Below are 17,392 nucleotides of genomic sequence, written 5' to 3' on the forward strand. Positions count from 1 at the left end.
GCAGCCTTGGCAGTCCTGTGGCAGCCGTCGCCCCGTGCGGCACCGGACGCCCATCGAGTTCCGGACAGAATCACGCGGAACGGCCGCACCCGTGAACCGGAGCGGCGCTTGTGGATACGTACGTGGTGTGTGTCCGGACGAAGCCCTGATCGCCGCCGTGGCCGACGGCGACCAAACCGCCCTGCGTGTCCTCTACGACAGGCATGCCGCCGCCGTACTGCGTCTCCTGCGCAGACTCACCTCCGACCAGGGGGTGGCGGAGGAGATCCTCCAGGAGACCTGGCTCGCCGTGTGGCGGTCGGCGGCCGCCTTCCGTGGCGAGTCCTCGGTCAAGGGGTGGGTGATGGGCGTGGCCCGGCGGCAGGCCCACAACCAACTGCGCCGCAGCAGACCGCAGTTCGCGGACCTGGCCGAGGCGAAGGACGTGGCGGACCCGGCGCCGGGCGTGGAGGACCAGATCCTCCGGGACGCCGAGCACACCGAGCTGATGACGGCCGTCGAGGCCCTCCCGGGGCATCTGCGCGAGGTGCTCGCGCTGGTCCTCGTCGAGGAACTGCCCTACCCCGAAGTGGCCACCGTGCTCGCCATCCCGGTGGGCACCGTCAAGAGCAGAATGTCCCAGGCGCGACAGCGGTTGGGCCGCATGCTCGCCGCCCGGCGGCTGGAAGAAGCGGAACGACGATGACGACAGAACACCTCACGGACGACGCCCTGGCCCTCCTGGCGCGCCCGGCACCCGACGGATCGCAGGACGACCCGCCGCACGACCGGCACCTGGCGGGGTGCGACGACTGCCGTACGAGACTGGCGGTCTGGCGGGACATCGGTACGGCGGTGCAGGCGCAGACCGCGGAACAGGCCGTCTCCCCGCCCTCGTTCGACGCCCTGCTGGGCGCCGCGCTGTCCGGCGCGGACGTGCGGTCCGGCGCGGACGTGCGGTCCGCCGTACCGTCCGGGGAGCGGTCCGAGGCGCCTCAGGGCGCTGCCGGCTCCTGGCGGACGACCTGGCAACTGGTGGCCCGGCAGGCGGTGTTGATGCCCCGCAGCTGGGCCCCGCTGAGCGCCGCCGCGTTCGTCGGAGCGGCCCTGCTGGCGTCGGTGCAGGTCCACGAACGGTTCGGACTGCGGCTCTTCGCCGCCGTGGTGGTGCTGCTGGTGATGCTCGGCGCACTGATGGCGGCCTCGCCCCGCTGGGACCCCCGGCGCGAAGTGCTGTTCACGCTTCCGGTGCCGCCCGCCGCGGTGTTCCTGGCCCGGCTGACGGTGGTGCTGTGCGCCGACGTGGCGCTGGCCATGGTCTGTTCCACGCTGGTCGACGGTCCGCCCGGCTGGTGGCCGGTGGTCTCGGCGTGGCTCGGCGAGTCACTGCTGGCGGCGTCCGTCGCGCTCGCGCTCTCGGTCCGGGTCGGTCCGGCGGCCGGGGCCGCGGCGGGCGGGACCGTGTGGCTGCTGGGCGTGCTGAGCGGCCCGCAGGGCCTGGTCCCCACACCGCTCGACGCCCTGTTGAACCCGCTGCTGGCGACGACGCCGTGGACACTGGCCCTCGCCGCCGTCCTGCTGGGCTGGGCCGTCGGCGCGATGCGCTCCTTCCTGGGCACGGCTCCCCCGCGGTAGCCGAGTTGTGTGAACCGTCGTCGCCCGCGCCGCTACGTACTGGGTGTACCGCCGCTCCGGGGTCGACCGGCCCCCGCGGCCGACCCCGGACGGCGGTACACCTCCCGCGCCGGCCGAGGCGACCGGGAGGACGGAACGGAAGGGGGAGGAACCGCACCATGACCGCTGCGACGTGGTGGGCGTACGAAGCACGCCGCTGCGGGAGACAGGCCGTCGTGCTGCCGGTGCTGGCGGCGCTCCTCGCCTACGTGGCCTACGCCGCGGGCCCCGGCGCCGGCATGCTGCTGGGCCGCACCCTGCTGAGCTGCGCGCTGCCCGCCGCCACGGCACTGGCCTGTGCGGCCGTCGTGGTGCGCGAGCCGTCGCCGGAGCTGCATCTGTCGCTGCCCACCCCCTATCCCCTCACCGTCGCCCGGCGCCTGAGCTGGCCGGCCACGGTCACGGCGGCCGTGGCGCCGGCCCTGGTGACCCTGCTGAACCTCACGGGGGGCCACTCCGTCGACACCGGGACCGTCCTGCTGGAACTGGCCGGGCTGACCGTGCTGCTGAGCGGCGCGGCGGTATGGGCCACAGCGCGCTCCGGATCGGCGGCCCCCGCCACCGGTCTGGTCGTCGCGGCCGTCCTGGCCAAGCTCCTGCTGATCGACCACGTCCTGCCCGACGGCACCGGCCGGGCACTGCCCGAACTGGTCGTCGGCGCCCTGCTCACCGCACGGGCCCTGAAGGCCCTCGAACCGGGCGCCCGGCTGGGGCGGGGCTCGGACGCGTACGGCACCGACGGGGGATCCGATGGCTGAACTGCCGGCTGAACCGCCGGCCGGACCTGTCGCGCCGGGCGGTGGGCAGGCGTTGCCGGAGTTGTCCGTCGGTGCGGGCGCCCGGCACGGCCGCGACACCGACGCGTACGTCACCGACGGGGAGACATGATGGCCGCTCTGCTGTGGACCCTGCGGTACGAGGCGCTGATGGCGGCCCGGCGCAAAGTGGTGTGGGGTGCGGTGCTGCCCCTGGCCCTGCTGAGCCTGCTGCTCGCCGTGTCCTCGCCCGCCGTCACCGGTCACGCCGACCCCGCGGCCCGGACCGGCGCCGCCGCGGTGCTCGTCAACACCCTGTGCGCACTGGGCGTCGGGCTCGCGCTCGCCGACCGGCTGCGCCGCGGCGTGGAGACGCGCGGCATGCCCGAGTTGCTCACCGCCACGCCGGCCGCACCCCTCGCGCGCACCGCCGGGACCCTCGCCGGCCCGCTGCTGACCGCGCTGACGCCGGTCGCCGCCCTGTATCTGCTGTACGCGGTGCTCGTCACGGCGACGGAGGGCTCCCCGGCGCCGCTCGGCTCGGCGGCCGTCGCGCTGCTCACGGCCGTACTCCCGGCGGCCGCGCTCGCCACGGCGCTCGGCGGCCTGCTGGGCGTCCTGATGCCGGTGGCGGCCGCCCGGGCCGTCCTGGTCGTGGTGTGGCTGTGGGCCTGTCACTTCCCTCCGGCGTTCTCGCCGGTCCCGACGGCGACCGGCACCGTCCTGTCCCCGCTCGGCGGCTACCCGCTCGTGGCCTGGGCAGGCGCCCCGCAGGTATGGGCGGCCCGGCAGGGCACCGGGGCACTGCGCCCCGCCGTGACCGACACGACCGCCCTGCTCAACCTCGCCCTCGTCCTCGCGACGGCCCTGGCCTGCTCCGCGCTCGGCCATCTCGTCGCCCGTATTAGACGACACGGAGCATCATGAACATCACCACGGAAGCGCTGACCAAGGTCTACCGTGGCGGGCGCCGTGCGCTGGACGCCGTCGACCTGGCCATCGACAGCGGCACCGTCGGTCTGCTGGGCGCCAACGGCGCCGGCAAGACGACCCTGCTGCGCATTCTCACCGGCGTCCTGCGGCCCACCTCCGGCCGGGTCCGCGTCGCCGGGAACGACCTCTCGACGACCGCCGGACTCACCGCGGCCAAACGCACCCTCGGCTATCTGCCGCAGGAGCTGTCCCTCTACCCCGACCTGACGGCACGTGAGTTCCTCGACTACATCGGGGTGCTCAAGGGCCTGAACGACAAGCGGGACCGCCGCCGTCAGGTGGAGGACCGCCTCGCCGAGGTCGGCCTGGCCGACCGGGCCGCCGAGCGGCTCGCCGGTTTCTCCGGCGGCATGCGCCGGCGCATCGGCATCGCGCAGGCCCTGATGGGCAACCCGTCCGTGCTGATCGTGGACGAGCCCACCACCGGCCTCGACCCGCACGAACGGATGCGCTTTCGCGCCCTGCTCGCCGGACTCGGCGGCAGCCGTACCGTCCTGCTGTCCACCCACATCCTCGACGACGTGGCCCAGACCTGCCCCGAGGTGGCGGTGCTCGCCTCGGGCCGGCTGGTCTTCCACGACACCACCGCCGCACTGGTCGGCCAGGCCGCGGGCTACACCTACGTGGTCCGGACCGACGGCCCGGCGAGCGGACCCCCGCCGGGCGCCCAGGTGGTGAGCGCGGTGAGCACGGCCGGGGAGGCCGAGTACCGCATCGTCACCGCCACACCGCCCGCCGGTGCCCGCCCGGTCGAGCCGTCCCTGGAGGACGGCTACGCCGCCCTGCTCGCCGCCGACAGCGCCCTCCACCACACCCGCACCCTCCGGAACGAGGTGGCCGACACATGACCCCGAAGAACCACATGATCCCGAAGAACCACCTGACCCCGAAGAACCACCTGACCATGAAGAACCGCACGACCCCGAAGAACCGCACGACCGCCCTCGCCGCGGCAACCGCCCTCACGGCCCTGACCCTGCTGTCCCTCGCCGCCTGCGGTGGCGGCGGCCGCACGGACACCGGCGGTGACGACCCGTCGCCCCTGCCCAGCCCGACCTCCACGAAGCAGGTGATCAGCGAGAAGAACCTCGGCTACATGTGGCCGCTGACCGTCGACCGCGGCACCGCCGAGTGCCGCGCCGGCGACCAGGCCGTCTTCACCGTTCCCGACGGCACCACCTACGCGCTCAACGAGCGGGCCCGCAAGGCGGGTTACGACGACATCGCACCGGTTCGCGCGACCGGCGAGGGGGGTGACAAGGTGAGTCTGGGAGTTCTGCTCAGCAGGACCATGAAGCTCTGCGGGACGACCTGACGCGGGACGACCCGACGACAGGACCCCCGACGGCCCGACCCGGCCGGCACGCGCTGACCACGCGTCGCCGGCCGTCAGGCCCGACGGCGGCAACCGTCCGACGGCACCTTCCGACGACAAAGGGATTCACAACACACGGGGGAAAGATTCGCTGTGCACCAGTCTCAGCCTTTTCACGTGCTGGTCCACTCCGGCCTCAAGAGCCACTTCGACCCGACGCACCCGACGGATTCCTCACTCGACACCCTCCGCCGCAGCCTTGACCGCGTCGACTTCGTGGACGACGACGACCTGGCGGCATCCGACGGCGCGCTCGACCTTCCGGTGCTGCTCCCGGTCAACAGCGAGTTCCAGGCCGAGGAACTGCGCACCATACGGGTACGGCATCCGCTCGCCCTGCTGATCGCCGTCACCAACGACGTCTCGGGCCACCACACCTACTACGCCATCCGTTCGGGGGCGAACTTCGTCTTCAACCTGGCCATTTCCGGCGAGAGTCAGATCGGCATGGTGCATGCACAGCTGTCCGCCCACGCCCACGCGCACGGCGACGAAGCCGACGAGGCCCCGACGGACGAGCCCCCGCGGCCCGTGCTCCCGGCCGCCACGGAACTGCGCCGGGACGAACGGGAGCTGGTCCGCGAGCTGTGTACGTCCATGACGGTCTCCGAGATCGCGCGGCGCCACTACTGTTCCGAGCGGTCCATGTACCGCCGTATCCGCAGGCTCTACGACGAGCTCGGCGTGCGGGGCCGGGCCGAACTGGTGTCGCGCGTGTCTGCCCCGGCCGGAGCGACTCCCCTGCGCCGCCGGGCCGCCGTCACCGACCGGACCCGGCCGAAACACGCATCCTGATCCGGCGTCAGCGCACGCCCGCGTCGGCGGTCTCCAGCAGCCGGAAGAAGCCGGCCTCCAGGTCGCCGTCCACGGCGAGGCCGGCCAGCGGGCCTTCGTACCGCGTCCGTCCGGCCACCAGCACGTGCACCCGGTCGCAGACCTGGGCCACCTCGGCCAGCTGGTGGCTGGCGATCAGCACCGCCACCCCCTCGCCGGCCAGCGACCGGATGATCCCGCGCATCTCCCGGATGCCCACGGGGTCCAGCCCGTTGGTGGGCTCGTCGAGGACGATCAGCCGGGGCCGGGCCAGCAGCGCGACGGCGATGCCCAGCCGCCAGCGCATGCCGAGCGAGTAGGCGCCGACCCGCCGGTCGCGCGCCTCGGTCATCTTCACCAGCTCCAGCGCCGGCTCGATCCACTCCTCGGGCACACAGCGCAGACCGGCGTGGACCTTCAGCGTCTCCTGCCCGGTCAGCGTCGGCCACAGGCCGGGGACCTCGATCAGCGCCCCGACCTCGGCGAGCGACTCCCGCCCGACCGGTCCGCCGAACAGTTCGATACGGCCCGAGGTGGGCCGTTGCAGCCCCAGCACCGCCTTCATCAGGGTCGTCTTGCCGGCGCCGTTCGGCCCCAGCAGACCGTAGACCTCACCTTGCCGCACGGTGAGATCCACACCATCGAGGGCCCGGTGGGCGCCGTAGTGCTTGTGCAACTGCTCGATGGCCAGCGCGGGGACCGCCGTGGTCGCGTTCGCGGTCATGATCAGATCTCCTTACGGCTCATGTGCGCACTGCCGGCGATCAGCAGCAGCCCGGTCAGGACGACGGCGAGGCCCACCGCGAGCGGGATCGCCGACGGGTCGGTCACGGGGCTGTCGTCGGGCAGGGGCACCCCGTTGGGCCCGATCCCGGCCAGCGGCAGCACCACCCGCATCGGCCAGGAGAAGGGCACGAGGAACCAGAAGACCTTGTCCGAGACGAGCGCCCCGCACAGCAGCCCCGCGACTCCCACCCCGATGCTGGGCCCGGTACCCCACATCACGGCCACCAGGACGGCCATCGCCGTCATGGAGAGCCCCACCAGCCAGGGCAGATAGACCGCCGCGGCCACCGTCCCCATCGCCTCGGGGAACTTCCCGCTGATCACCGCGCCGAGCGAGAGCATCACCAGCAGAACGGTGGAGGACACGAACCCGAGGACTCCCAGGGCGGCCACCTTGCCGATGAAGTACCGCCGGCGCGGCACGCCGTACGACAGCAGCAGCCGCCAGGCGTCCTGGTCGGCGCGGACCGTCAGCGCCGCGGCGAGCCCTGCCGTCATCGGCACCAGCACGCCCCAGAACTCGAGCGTCACGTTGCGGAAGACCTCGAAGGTCTGGCCGGCCTTCGCCTCCGAGGAGCCGAGGGCGCCGAGGAAGAGGGGCACGGTGATGACGACGGGCGCGAGCAGGTGGTACCAGGGGACGAACCCCCGCTTGTTGCGTGCCAGTTCGGTTCCCACCACCGTCGCCAGCGAGGGGTTGTCGCGCTGCCCCACGCGGGGCGGCCGGGCCGTGTCGGCCGTGTCGTACGCCATGTGTTCTCCTCCGTGACCGCTGTCGGTACGCCCAGTACGTAGCGGCGTCCGCCGTGTCGGTTCAGGGCCGTCCGCCCATGGCAGTGAACGGACTGCCGACTGACACCGGACTGCCAACTCCCCGTCGGAGGCTGCGTTCGGCGGGCGCCGGGTGCGAGGGTCGAAGGCGCCGCGGCACGCACTCGCACCACCACCAACGACGAAGCGAGGAAGATCCATGAGGAAGCTCCGTACCGCGCTCACCGTCGGCGCGCTGGCCGTCGCGCTCGGCGGCCTCGCGGCGCCGGCCGCATCCGCCGACACCCTCCAGCAGGCCGCGCCGCAGAGCGGCATCACGATCCAGCGGACCTGGCACGCCACGGTCCAGTGCCAGATCGTGCGCATCAGCGACAACCACGTCGTCGGCTACGACCGCGGCACCGGCAGCGGCAACAGCCAGCAGAACGCCATCAACGACGCCAAGCGCAACGTCCCCGTGCCGGACGGCCACTACAAGCGCCACTGCGACGTCAAGCGCCTTTGGTAGCGTCCGAAAAGAGGTGGGGGGCGGCAGAGCCGCCCCCTATCCTTTTCTCCGCCCATAGAGGGAAAGGTGAGCAATGCCGGAAGAGCCGAGCGTCTGGGAAGTGCGGCTGGGCCTCTATGCCACGCGGCAGCAGGCCGAGCAGATCCAGGAACAGATCACCAAGCTGCTCTGCCCCGACCCCGACCACGCCCCGCCCTGCCCCGTCCCGTGGTCGGTCACGACGCTGCCCGAGTCGGCCCTCGACGAGGACACGTACGACGAGTTGCGGGAGCAGGCGAGGATCGAACAGGGCCGCTGAGCCGGTCGATCGCGGCCCTCGACGTCGATGCGGCCCCCACCCTGATGGCAGGATGCGGGGACGCGGTGGGGAGGGGCGGGCGAGAGAGGCCGGGGCGCGATGGGGCGGAGCGAGCGGGAGGCGGTGGCCCGGGGCGGGCGGCTGTACGAGGCGGCGCAGGCGGTGGCCGACGATCACGCACGGGCCGTCGACGCCGTACGGGGGGCTCTGGCACCGATCCACGACGAGCTGGCGCGGCGTGAACTCGACGTCATCCCGGTGGCCCGGCTGCAGGACCTCACCGAGGGCCGGCTGCGGCTGGGGGAGGTGGAGAAGGGCGGGTTCCGGACGGTCGGGCAGGTGCTCGACGCCGGTCCGTACCGGCTGCGCCAGCTCCGCGGGGTCGGGCAGCAGACCGCCGATCAGACGGTGGCCGCAGCCCGGCGGATCGCCGAGGCCGTACGGGACACCATCGCCGTCCACATCGACGTCGACCGGCCCGAACCCCGGACCACCGCCCTGGTCGTCGCGCTGAACGTCCTGGTGGAGGCCGGCCCCGAGGCACGCCGGGCCGTCGAGGCGGCCGGGGCGCTGACGAAGCAGCTCGGCCCGCTGCTGGCCGAGGCGGCACCCGCGGCAGGGCGGCTGCGCATGCTGTTCGCGGGGCGGGCCGGACGGGAGGGGGCGCTGGCGGCCGTGGCGGAGATCCGCGCGCTGACCGGGCAGGCCGAGCAGGAGGCCGTGCCCCGACTGCTCGCCCAGGCCTCGGTCGACCTGCTGCGCCGCCCGGAGTCCGAGGTGGCCGCCCTGGTCGACTTCGAGCTGCGCTCCGCCGAGTACTACGGCCTGCTCGCCGAGCTCTCGGGCCGCGCCCCCGACCCGGCGGCGGCCGAGGGCTTCCTGCCCGACGAGGTGGCCGACCGGGTCCGGACTCAGACGCTCGACGACACCCACCGCCGGGTCTCCCTGCGCGGCTACCAGGCTTTCGGCACCCGCTTCGCCCTCGCCCAGCGCCGGACGATCCTCGGCGACGAGATGGGACTGGGCAAGACGATCCAGGCCATCGCCGCACTCGCGCACCTGGCCGCCGAGGGGCAGAGCCACTTCATGGTGGTCTGTCCGGCCAGCGTGCTGATCAACTGGACCCGCGAGACCGAGAAGCGCAGCGCACTGCGCGTGACACCGCTGCACGGCCCCGACCGGCAGGACGCGTTCGCCGACTGGAAGGGGCGGGGCGGCGTCGCGGTCACGACCTTCGACGCCCTGCGGGGCTTTCCGGTGCCCGGTGGCGGCGAGTTGGGCATGCTCGTCGTGGACGAGGCCCACTACGTGAAGAACCCCCGCACCCGCCGCTCCATGACCGTCTCCGAGTGGGCGGAGCACTGCGACCGCGTGCTGTTCCTGACCGGTACGCCCATGGAGAACCGCGTCGAGGAGTTCCGCAGCCTGGTGCGGATCCTCCAGCCCGAGCTGGCCGGGACCGTCGACGAGCACGACGGCGTCGCGGGTTCCAAGGCGTTCCGCAAGGCGGTCGCACCGGTCTATCTGCGCCGCAACCAGCAGGACGTGCTCACCGAACTCCCGGCGCTGCAGCACACGGACGAGTGGGAGGAGCCCAGCGCGGCCGACGAGGACGCTTACCGCGAGGCCGTGCGCGCCGGCAACTTCATGGCGATGCGCAGGGCGGCGTACGCGCGTCCGGAGCGGTCGGCCAAGCTGCACCGGCTGCGCGAGATCGCCGGGGAGGCCGCCGAGAACGGGCTGAAGGTGGTGGTGTTCTCGGCGTTCCGGGACGTGCTGGCAGTGGTACGGGAGGCGCTCACGGACGCGGCCGGGCCAGGGGCGGAAGCAGGCCCGCGGGACGAGCCGGGGTCCGAAGAGGGGCGAGCCGCAGCGGATGCGCGGGGCCCGGTGGCGAAAAGGGCAGCCACGCCGGACACACCGGGCCAGGGGGAGATCGCCGCCGTACGGGACGTATCGGCGCCGAGGGAGCGGACGGGCCCGGGCCGGGCGCCGGGGCCGAGGGCCGGGCGGGTGTTCGGGCCGATCTCGGGCAGCGTGCCGCCCGCCCGCCGGCAGCAACTCGTCGACGACTTCGCCGCCGCGCCCGGGCACGCCGTGCTGCTCGCGCAGATCGAGGCGGGCGGAGTGGGCCTCAACATGCAGGCCGCCTCCGTCGTGATCCTCTGCGAGCCGCAGCTCAAGCCGACCGTCGAACACCAGGCGGTCGCCCGCGCCCACCGCATGGGCCAGGTCCGCTCGGTCCGCGTGCACCGCCTGCTCTGCACGTCAGGCGTGGACGAACGCCTGGTGCGGATGCTGGAGAACAAGTCCCGCCTGTTCGACGCGTACGCCCGCCGCAGCGCGGTCGCCGAGGCGACACCGGACGCCGTCGACATCTCGGACCTCGCCCTGGCCCGCCGGATCGTGGAGGAGGAGCAGGCACGGCTGGGGGCGTGAGTTCCGCTGCCGCGCCCATGGCCTTCGCGTCCAGGAGTTCGGCGTGCAGGGCCCTTGTGCAATTCCTGTGGAGGCCTCAATCTTTCGGCTGACACACAGGAGTGGCACAGGGAATTGACATGCCCCTGCCCACTCGGGTGTCGCCCCCACAAGCGCACCACCGATTGAGGAGGACCCCTCAGATGGCAGTGATGCGTAACTCCCGCAGAGACAACCGGCGAAGACTTGCCGCCCTCAGCGTGGCGGCCACCGCGGCCCTCACCGCGAGCCTCGTCTCCGCTCTCCCCGCCGCGGCCGCTCCCGAGGGCCGTATCCAGTACGCGGGCGCGGCCAATGCCGTGGCCGACAGCTACATCGTGACGCTCAGGGCCGACCATGCCCGTTCGGGCTCCACGGCGGGGCGTGCCCTCGTCGAGAAGTACGGCGCGGACATCGAGCGGACGTACAAGAAGGCCCTCAACGGCTATGCGATCGAGGCCTCCGAGACCGAGGCGAAGCGGCTCGCCGCCGACCCGGCGGTCGCCTCCGTCGTCCAGAACCGCACCTTCCATGTCGACGCGACCCAGACCAACCCGCCCTCCTGGGGCCTGGACCGCATCGACCAGCGCGCCCTCCCGCGCGACAACTCCTACACCTACCCGGACTCGGCCGGGCAGGGCGTGACCGCGTACGTCATCGACACCGGCGTCCGCATCACCCACACCGACTTCGGCGGCCGTGCCTCCTACGGCTACGACGCCGTCGACAACGACAACACCGCCCAGGACGGCCACGGCCACGGCACGCACGTCGCGGGCACGATCGCCGGGAACGCGTACGGCGTCGCCAAGAAGGCCAAGATCGTCGGCGTCCGGGTCCTGAACAACTCCGGCCAGGGCACCACCGAGCAGGTCGTCGCCGGCATCGACTGGGTCGCCCAGAACGCCGTCAAGCCGGCCGTCGCCAACATGTCCCTCGGCGGCGACGTCGACACCGCCCTCGACGCGGCCGTGCGCAACGCCATCGCCTCCGGCATCACCTTCGCCGTGGCCGCGGGCAACGAGACCGACAACGCGAGCAACCACTCGCCCGCTCGCGTGAGCGAGGCGATCACCGTCGGCGCGACGACGAGCAGCGACGCGAAGGCGAGCTACTCCAACTACGGTTCGGTCCTCGATCTCTTCGCCCCCGGCTCGTCCATCACCTCGGCCTGGAACAGCAGCGACTCGGCCACCAACACCATCTCCGGTACGTCGATGGCGTCCCCGCACGTGGCCGGCGCCGCCGCCCTCTACCTGGCCGACCATCCGACGGCCACCCCCGCCCAGGTCGGCTCCGCCCTGACGTCCGCCGCCACCACCGGCGTCGTCACCAGCCCCGGCACGGGCTCGCCCAACCGGCTCCTCTACGTCGGCGGCGGTACGACGACCCCGCCCGGCCCGCGCTTCGAGAACACCGCCGACTACACGATCAGCGACAACTCCACGGTCGAGTCCCCGGTGACGGTCTCCGGCGTCTCCGGCAACGCGCCCTCGGCCCTCGCCGTCGAGGTCCACATCGTCCACACGTACATCGGCGACCTCCAGGTCCAGCTGATCGCCCCGGACGGCACGGCGTACACGCTCAAGTCGTACGGCACGGGCGGCAGTTCGGACAACATCAACACCACGTACACCGTGAACGCCTCCTCCGAGGCGGCCAACGGCACGTGGAAGCTGCGCGTGAGCGACAACGCGAACCTCGACACCGGGCGGATCGACGCCTGGGCGCTGCAGTTCTAGTCCCGCGTCACCAGTCCACCTCGTCCTCGCGGTACGGCTCCGGGTCGGTGACCCAGCCCGCCGCGAGGACGAGCCGTGTGTGGCGGCGCAGGGCGAGGAAGCCGAAGGGGCGGTCGAAGGTGGCCTTGACGGAGGTGGTCACCCAGCGGAGCTGTGGGACGCCGCCGCCGGCCGCGGCGGCGAAGGCCGTCACCGCCGCCGCACGGAAGCCGAGCGGCCCGAAGGTCGCCGTCGTGGACTGCCGGGCCGACCCGACGGCGAGCGGAAAGCCGCTGACGCCGGGGAAGTGGCCGCGGGTCCTGTCCATCGCGGTGGTGAGCCCGAAGACGCGGTGCAGCTCCAGCAGATCGTGCTGCGCGCTCACGCCGAACGCCACGGTCGCTGTCTCCAGCGTCGGCGGTTCGGGCCGCGCGGAGCGCTTCTTCACGACCCGCAGTCCCGGCCCCACCACCCCGTAAGGAAGATGCGTCCCCGGCACCACCGCACACCTGCGCGCCAGGACGTCCACCCCGGCCCCCAGCACCTGCCCCGGAGTCATCCCCTCCTCGCCCAGCAGCAGATGCACGTCGATCGCGTTGTCACCCAGCACCTTCAGCTCGGTGACATGGCCGGCCGGCGTGTCCGCGACCCCGACCCGGTCCAGCAGTGTGCTCCGCCGGTGGAGTCCGAGCAGCGTCCGGTCGCTCCACGGCCCGGCCTCCGGGCGCATCGGCCAGTCCCGGAAGGGCCGTAGCCACTGCGTCCGCAACGCCAGCGCACTCGCCAGCACCATCTGGGTGTCCTCGTCCAGCCGGACGGGCATCTTCTCGACCAACCCGCCCGTCCGCTTCACCGCCCACGCGTCCAGCGCCGCCCTGTCGGCCCGCTCGTCACCGGTGAGCACCCCGTGCGCCGCCGCCGGCAGCCCCGCCTCCCACCGTTCCCGCAACTCCAGCGTCCGCTTCGTCCACAACCCGAGCGCCGAGTCCAGCCCCCGCATCGCGCCCATGGCGCCCAACAACTCCCGGGCCGCGCCCGCCGCCTGCTCCGCCGGAAGCCCGACCGCGTCGGCCAGCTCCTCCCGCGCCGGACCGCCCGAACCGTCCGCCAGGAAGGCCAGCAGCGGCCACACACCGGCCGCCGACAGGACCGTCCCGCCCTCGGCGGCTCCCGAAGCCTCCGCCCATCGAGCGGTCAGCCCGTTCACCGCCCGGATCGTCGTATTCGTCACCCGCATCACGTCCCCCCGCACCCCACGCTTACGATTCGCCCAGTCGCACGCCAGTTCCACTGCCGGCCCCGCCGCCCGAACGAGGAGCACGGTACCCGTGTCCATACCTCCGCCCTCCGGACCCCAGCACCCCCAAGGGTCCCCGGAGCAGCCCCAAGGGCCGTACGCGCAGGGCCAGTACCCGCCGCCGGCGCCGTACCCGCACGGCGCCGGCGGAGCCCAGGGACCGTACGCCTACCTCCCCTACGGCCCGTACGGCCCCTTCGGCAGCCGGACGCCCGTCAACGGCGTCGCCATCAGCGCCCTGGTCCTCGGCCTCCTGTGCTTCCTGCCGGCCGTGGGACTCGTGCTCGGGCTGGTCGCGCTGGCGCAGATCAGGAAGAAGGGCGAGCGCGGCAAGGGCATGGCGATCGCCGGGTCCGTGCTGTCCTCCGCAGGCCTCGTGCTGTGGGCGCTGGCGCTGTCCACGGGCGCCGCCTCCGACTTCTGGGACGGCTTCAAGGGCGCCGCGAGCGGCGAGGGCACCGCCTACGCGCTCGCCAAGGGCGACTGCTTCGACTCGCCGGGCGGCAACCTGGAGGGGGAGGCGTACGACGTCGAAGAGGTGCCCTGCGACGGCAGCCACGACGGCGAGGTCTTCGCGGTGGTCAAGCTGCCGGGCGGGGCCTTCCCCGGCGACGACGAGGTCACCCGGACCGCCGACGACAAGTGCTACGCGCTCTCCGACGACTACGCCATGGACACCTGGGCCCTGCCGGACGACGCGGACGTCTACTACTTCATCCCGTCCCGCCAGAGCTGGCGCTTCGGCGACCGCGAGATCACCTGCCTGTTCGGCAGCACGGAGGACAACGGCAAGCTGACCGGCTCGGTGCGCAGCGACGCGACGACGCTCGACGCGGACCAGATCGCCTTCCTCTCCGCGACCAACGCCGTCGACACGGTGCTGTACGAGGAGCCCGAGGACCTGCCCGAGGACGACCTGGCGGCGAACCAGGCCTGGGCCAAGGACGTCCACGCGGTGCTCGGCGAGCAGATCGCGGCGCTGCGCGGGCACACCTGGTCGAAGACCGCCGCCCAGCCGGTCACCGAGCTGGCGCTGGAGATGGAGGCCGCCCGCAAGGAGTGGGCCCAGGCGGCGAAGACCGACGACCCGGACGTGTTCTACGCGCACTACGACGAGGCGTACGCCTACGTCGACGGCCCCACGACCGTCACCGCGCGCAAGGCTCTGAGCCTGGACACCAGCCTCCCGACGACGTACGAGGACGACTCGGACAAGGGGGGCGGGAGCGTGTCGGTGGGGGCGGAACTGTGTGAGCCGATGTGTGAGCGCGGCTATAGCGGGGAGAAAGCGCCTGCGTAAAGCCCTCACCGGGCACAAGTCATCACATCGAGTGATTCTCTGGCCTTTGCTTGCACGGGACAACCCACGGTTGCCACGCTGTTGCTGTCTGTACAACCTGATGGGAGCGGCCAGTGACTTTCGGTGAGCAGCCGGCGTACCTGCGCGTCGCGGGTGATCTCCGCAAGAAGATCGTCGACGGTTCGCTGCCACCGCACACCCGCCTCCCGTCCCAGGCCAGGATCCGCGAGGAGTACGGCGTCTCGGACACCGTCGCCCTGGAGGCGCGCAAGGTCCTGATGGCCGAGGGCCTGGTCGAGGGCCGCTCCGGGTCCGGGACGTATGTGCGCGAGCGTCCCGTGCCCCGCCGGGTCGCCCGCTCCGGCTTCCGCCCGCCGAGCGGCGCCACCCCCTTCCGTCAGGAGCAGGCCGACGGCGAGGCCCGCGGCACCTGGGAGTCCAGCAGCGAGCAGGCCGAGGCGAGCGTCGCCGTCGCCGAGCGGCTCGCCATCCGGCCCGGCGACCGCGTGATGTGCACGCGGTACGTCTTCCGGGACGCCGGCGAGGCGATGATGCTCTCCACCTCCTGGGAACCCCTCGCCGTCACCGGCCGTACGCCCGTGATGCTGCCCGAGGAGGGCCCGCTCGGCGGCATGGGCGTCGTCGAGCGCATGGCGGCCATCGACGTCGTCGTGGACAACGTGACGGAGGAGGTCGGCGCGCGCCCCGGCCTGGCGGAGGAACTGCTGGCGCTGGGCGGCGTCCCCGGCCATGTGGTCCTCGTCATCCAGCGCACCTACTACGCGTCCGGCCGCCCCGTGGAGACGGCGGACGTGGTGATCCCGGCGGACCGCTACCGCGTCGCGTACCACCTACCCGTGAAGTAGCGCACACCGTTGGTGAAGTAGCGCACACCTTCACGGCAGTTACCCCCGTCAGAACCCCAACTCCCGCCCCTTCCGGCGCGGTTGGAATCTGGCCGTTTTCGCAGGTCGTAGCGGGCGTCCTCGGTATGCCTGTGACCGGATGCATCGATGTTGGCGCACGGCGCATTCGATGCCGTGCGCCCCCGCCGACTTGGCTGGTTGCGTACCTCTTTGTGAAAAGCCGTATTCGCTCCGTAAAGGTTAGGCGTAGGCTCGGGCATATGCGGATTGCGGTTTCCTTAGCGGGCGGGGCACGGCACAGGCCGCGAGCGGAGCGAGATGGGGGTCCCCCCGGCCGAAGGCTGGGGGAGGGACTCGGGCGGTCGTGGGCGGGAAGGAGCAGGGGGGCGCGATGAACGACAGCACGATCACTCTTCCTTGGCTCGTCGTCCGGCAGGACGACAACGGCAATCGCTACCGCGTGGGCCGGTACGCGACCCGGGCGGAGGCCCAGAAGATCGCGGACAGCCTGGATAACCGGGGGCACAAACAGCTCTACTGGGTCGAGCGGATCGCTCAGAACGGAAACAGCGCCGACAGCTGACGGATCGGCGCCCGCGGTGCCGCTCCCGTAGGCTCCGGCGCATGACGGAACAGATCGTGGTCGGTGCCGCGCTCCTGGAAGCGGGCCGCCTGCTCGCGGCGCGCCGCAGTGCCCCCGAGGACCTGGCCGGGCGCTGGGAGTTGCCCGGAGGAAAGGTCGAGCCCGGGGAAGCGCCCGAGGCGGCGCTGGTGCGCGAACTGCGGGAGGAACTCGGCGTCGAGGTCGAGGTGATCGAGCGGGTGCCGGGCCAGTGGCCGCTGAAGCCGCCCTATGTCCTCCAGGTGTGGACCGCCCGTCTTCTCCCCGGGGCGGGGGAGCCCAAGCCGCTGCAGGATCACGATGCGCTGCGCTGGCTGAGTCCCGGAGAACTGTGGGACGTCGACTGGCTGGACCAGGATGTGCCGGCCGTGCGGGAGGTGGCGCGGCGGCTGTGAGGCCGAACCGCGGGATGCGCCGAGGCCGGGGCACATCCCCGAACGAGGGGGGTACCCGCCCCGAATGAAGCCGGTACCCGCCCCCGAATATCGGGTATGTGCCTATTAACCCCACGAAACCGGACATGGGCGAACCCGCTGGCCTGGGAAGTGATCGGCGTGATCGACACCCATGGCGACTGCGCCGAGTGGAGCTTTCCCGCAGAGCCGGGCGCAGTGCGCGCCGCGCGTGCCGCCGTCCGCGGCCGGCTGCGCGACTGGGGTCTGGACAGCCTCGCCGACCTCGCGGCGCTGTTGGTCAGTGAGCTGGTCACCAACTCCCTCCGGCACGCCACGGGCCCCATCGGCGTACGCCTGGTGCGTCCCGCCTCGCTCGACGGCGTCCTCCTGGTCGAGGTCTCCGACCCCCTCCCCGACCCGCCCCGCGAACGCACGGCCCGGCCCGAGGACGAAAGCGGCCGCGGACTCCAGCTCGTGGCGCACTCCTCGCGCCGCTGGGGAACCCGGCCGGGCCGCAGCACCGGCAAGACGGTGTGGTTCGAGCTCGCGGTGCCGGAGTGACCTCTGGTTCCTCCGGTGGTCCCCGGGGTCCTGGACAACCCGTCAGTAGGTGTCCATGCGGCTGTACGTACGCCCCCGCACTGTCGAGCGACTGGTTCAGGCCAGTGGCAGGTCTTCCGTCGCGTGATTCGACTGCGTGTCCGCTGGTTAGAAGTCTGGAAGTGTTTCTGCGGCCGGGACCGAAAACCATCGGGAACGTGCTGTGATCGTGAACACCGTGT

At 72.4% G+C, this 17,392-nt stretch carries 20 protein-coding genes; 17 read left to right on the plus strand and 3 right to left on the minus strand.

Features of this window, described 5'->3' with window-relative positions; all coding sequences use genetic code 11:
- Positions 1 to 127 precede the first annotated feature (127 nt).
- From ACIBU0_RS09970 to ACIBU0_RS10005, 8 genes are all read left to right on the plus strand, one after another.
- The gene (locus ACIBU0_RS09970; RefSeq protein WP_398814465.1) at positions 128 to 685 is read left to right on the plus strand and encodes an RNA polymerase sigma factor; all 558 of its coding nucleotides are present in this window, start codon (positions 128 to 130) and stop codon (positions 683 to 685) included.
- Positions 682 to 1,614, plus strand: coding sequence for a hypothetical protein (locus ACIBU0_RS09975; protein WP_398814468.1), 933 nt, complete (start codon positions 682 to 684; stop codon positions 1,612 to 1,614). The genes ACIBU0_RS09970 and ACIBU0_RS09975 overlap by 4 nt, the downstream gene beginning before the upstream one ends.
- Positions 1,615 to 1,772: 158 nt before the next feature.
- Positions 1,773 to 2,411, plus strand: coding sequence for a hypothetical protein (locus ACIBU0_RS09980; RefSeq protein ID WP_398814471.1), 639 nt, complete (start codon positions 1,773 to 1,775; stop codon positions 2,409 to 2,411).
- The gene (locus ACIBU0_RS09985) at positions 2,404 to 2,541 is read left to right on the plus strand and encodes a hypothetical protein (RefSeq protein WP_398814474.1); all 138 of its coding nucleotides are present in this window, start codon (positions 2,404 to 2,406) and stop codon (positions 2,539 to 2,541) included. Before ACIBU0_RS09980 ends, ACIBU0_RS09985 begins: the two co-directional genes overlap by 8 nt.
- Entirely contained in the window at positions 2,538 to 3,335 is a 798-nt protein-coding gene (locus ACIBU0_RS09990; protein ID WP_398814477.1) for a hypothetical protein, read from the plus strand. Before ACIBU0_RS09985 ends, ACIBU0_RS09990 begins: the two co-directional genes overlap by 4 nt.
- On the plus strand, positions 3,332 to 4,249 hold the full coding sequence (locus tag ACIBU0_RS09995; protein ID WP_398814480.1) for an ATP-binding cassette domain-containing protein: 918 nt from the start codon (positions 3,332 to 3,334) through the stop codon (positions 4,247 to 4,249). Before ACIBU0_RS09990 ends, ACIBU0_RS09995 begins: the two co-directional genes overlap by 4 nt.
- Complete coding sequence (locus ACIBU0_RS10000; RefSeq protein WP_398814483.1) at positions 4,246 to 4,716, plus strand: DUF2511 domain-containing protein; 471 nt, start codon at positions 4,246 to 4,248, stop codon at positions 4,714 to 4,716. The genes ACIBU0_RS09995 and ACIBU0_RS10000 overlap by 4 nt, the downstream gene beginning before the upstream one ends.
- Before the next feature lie 177 nt (positions 4,717 to 4,893).
- Complete coding sequence (locus ACIBU0_RS10005) at positions 4,894 to 5,571, plus strand: helix-turn-helix transcriptional regulator (RefSeq protein ID WP_398814485.1); 678 nt, start codon at positions 4,894 to 4,896, stop codon at positions 5,569 to 5,571.
- 7 nt (positions 5,572 to 5,578) lie between these two features.
- On the opposite strand, the gene ACIBU0_RS10010 is transcribed toward ACIBU0_RS10005, so the two are convergent.
- A complete protein-coding gene (locus ACIBU0_RS10010) occupies positions 5,579 to 6,313 on the minus strand; it encodes an ABC transporter ATP-binding protein (protein ID WP_398814487.1) in 735 nt (244 codons plus the stop codon).
- Positions 6,314 to 6,315: 2 nt separating this feature from the next.
- Entirely contained in the window at positions 6,316 to 7,128 is an 813-nt protein-coding gene (locus ACIBU0_RS10015) for an ABC transporter permease (RefSeq protein WP_398814490.1), read from the minus strand.
- Between the two features lie 217 nt (positions 7,129 to 7,345).
- On the opposite strand from ACIBU0_RS10015, the gene ACIBU0_RS10020 reads away from it, so the two are divergent.
- The 4 genes from ACIBU0_RS10020 to ACIBU0_RS10035 all read left to right on the plus strand — a co-directional run bounded on the left by ACIBU0_RS10020 (position 7,346) and on the right by ACIBU0_RS10035 (position 12,151).
- Complete coding sequence (locus ACIBU0_RS10020; protein ID WP_398814493.1) at positions 7,346 to 7,654, plus strand: hypothetical protein; 309 nt, start codon at positions 7,346 to 7,348, stop codon at positions 7,652 to 7,654.
- A 73-nt stretch (positions 7,655 to 7,727) separates the two neighbouring features.
- The gene (locus tag ACIBU0_RS10025) at positions 7,728 to 7,952 is read left to right on the plus strand and encodes a hypothetical protein (RefSeq protein WP_398814496.1); all 225 of its coding nucleotides are present in this window, start codon (positions 7,728 to 7,730) and stop codon (positions 7,950 to 7,952) included.
- Positions 7,953 to 8,051: 99 nt separating this feature from the next.
- Positions 8,052 to 10,391, plus strand: a complete 2,340-nt coding sequence (locus ACIBU0_RS10030; protein WP_398814499.1) for a DEAD/DEAH box helicase — start codon at positions 8,052 to 8,054, stop codon at positions 10,389 to 10,391.
- A gap of 182 nt (positions 10,392 to 10,573) precedes the next feature.
- Positions 10,574 to 12,151: a S8 family peptidase gene (locus ACIBU0_RS10035; protein WP_398814502.1), complete on the plus strand. Its 1,578-nt coding sequence runs from the start codon at positions 10,574 to 10,576 to the stop codon at positions 12,149 to 12,151.
- 7 nt (positions 12,152 to 12,158) lie between these two features.
- Here the strand turns inward: ACIBU0_RS10035 and ACIBU0_RS10040 are convergent, their stop codons facing one another.
- Complete coding sequence (locus tag ACIBU0_RS10040; RefSeq protein ID WP_398814505.1) at positions 12,159 to 13,367, minus strand: serpin family protein; 1,209 nt, start codon at positions 13,365 to 13,367, stop codon at positions 12,159 to 12,161.
- 91 nt (positions 13,368 to 13,458) lie between these two features.
- On the opposite strand from ACIBU0_RS10040, the gene ACIBU0_RS10045 reads away from it, so the two are divergent.
- The 5 genes from ACIBU0_RS10045 to ACIBU0_RS10065 all read left to right on the plus strand — a co-directional run bounded on the left by ACIBU0_RS10045 (position 13,459) and on the right by ACIBU0_RS10065 (position 17,171).
- Complete coding sequence (locus ACIBU0_RS10045; RefSeq protein WP_398814508.1) at positions 13,459 to 14,727, plus strand: DUF4190 domain-containing protein; 1,269 nt, start codon at positions 13,459 to 13,461, stop codon at positions 14,725 to 14,727.
- Between the two features lie 113 nt (positions 14,728 to 14,840).
- A complete protein-coding gene (locus tag ACIBU0_RS10050) occupies positions 14,841 to 15,593 on the plus strand; it encodes a GntR family transcriptional regulator (protein WP_398814511.1) in 753 nt (250 codons plus the stop codon).
- A gap of 391 nt (positions 15,594 to 15,984) precedes the next feature.
- Positions 15,985 to 16,176 (plus strand): SPOR domain-containing protein, encoded by a 192-nt coding sequence (locus ACIBU0_RS10055; protein WP_398814514.1) that lies wholly within the window; start codon positions 15,985 to 15,987, stop codon positions 16,174 to 16,176.
- A gap of 41 nt (positions 16,177 to 16,217) precedes the next feature.
- Positions 16,218 to 16,610, plus strand: coding sequence for a (deoxy)nucleoside triphosphate pyrophosphohydrolase (locus ACIBU0_RS10060; protein WP_398814517.1), 393 nt, complete (start codon positions 16,218 to 16,220; stop codon positions 16,608 to 16,610).
- Between the two features lie 96 nt (positions 16,611 to 16,706).
- Positions 16,707 to 17,171: an ATP-binding protein gene (locus ACIBU0_RS10065; RefSeq protein ID WP_398814520.1), complete on the plus strand. Its 465-nt coding sequence runs from the start codon at positions 16,707 to 16,709 to the stop codon at positions 17,169 to 17,171.
- Positions 17,172 to 17,392 lie beyond the last annotated feature (221 nt).

This window comes from Streptomyces sp. NPDC049627 (genome assembly GCF_044465645.1).
Classification (GTDB): Bacteria; Actinomycetota; Actinomycetes; order Streptomycetales; family Streptomycetaceae; genus Streptomyces.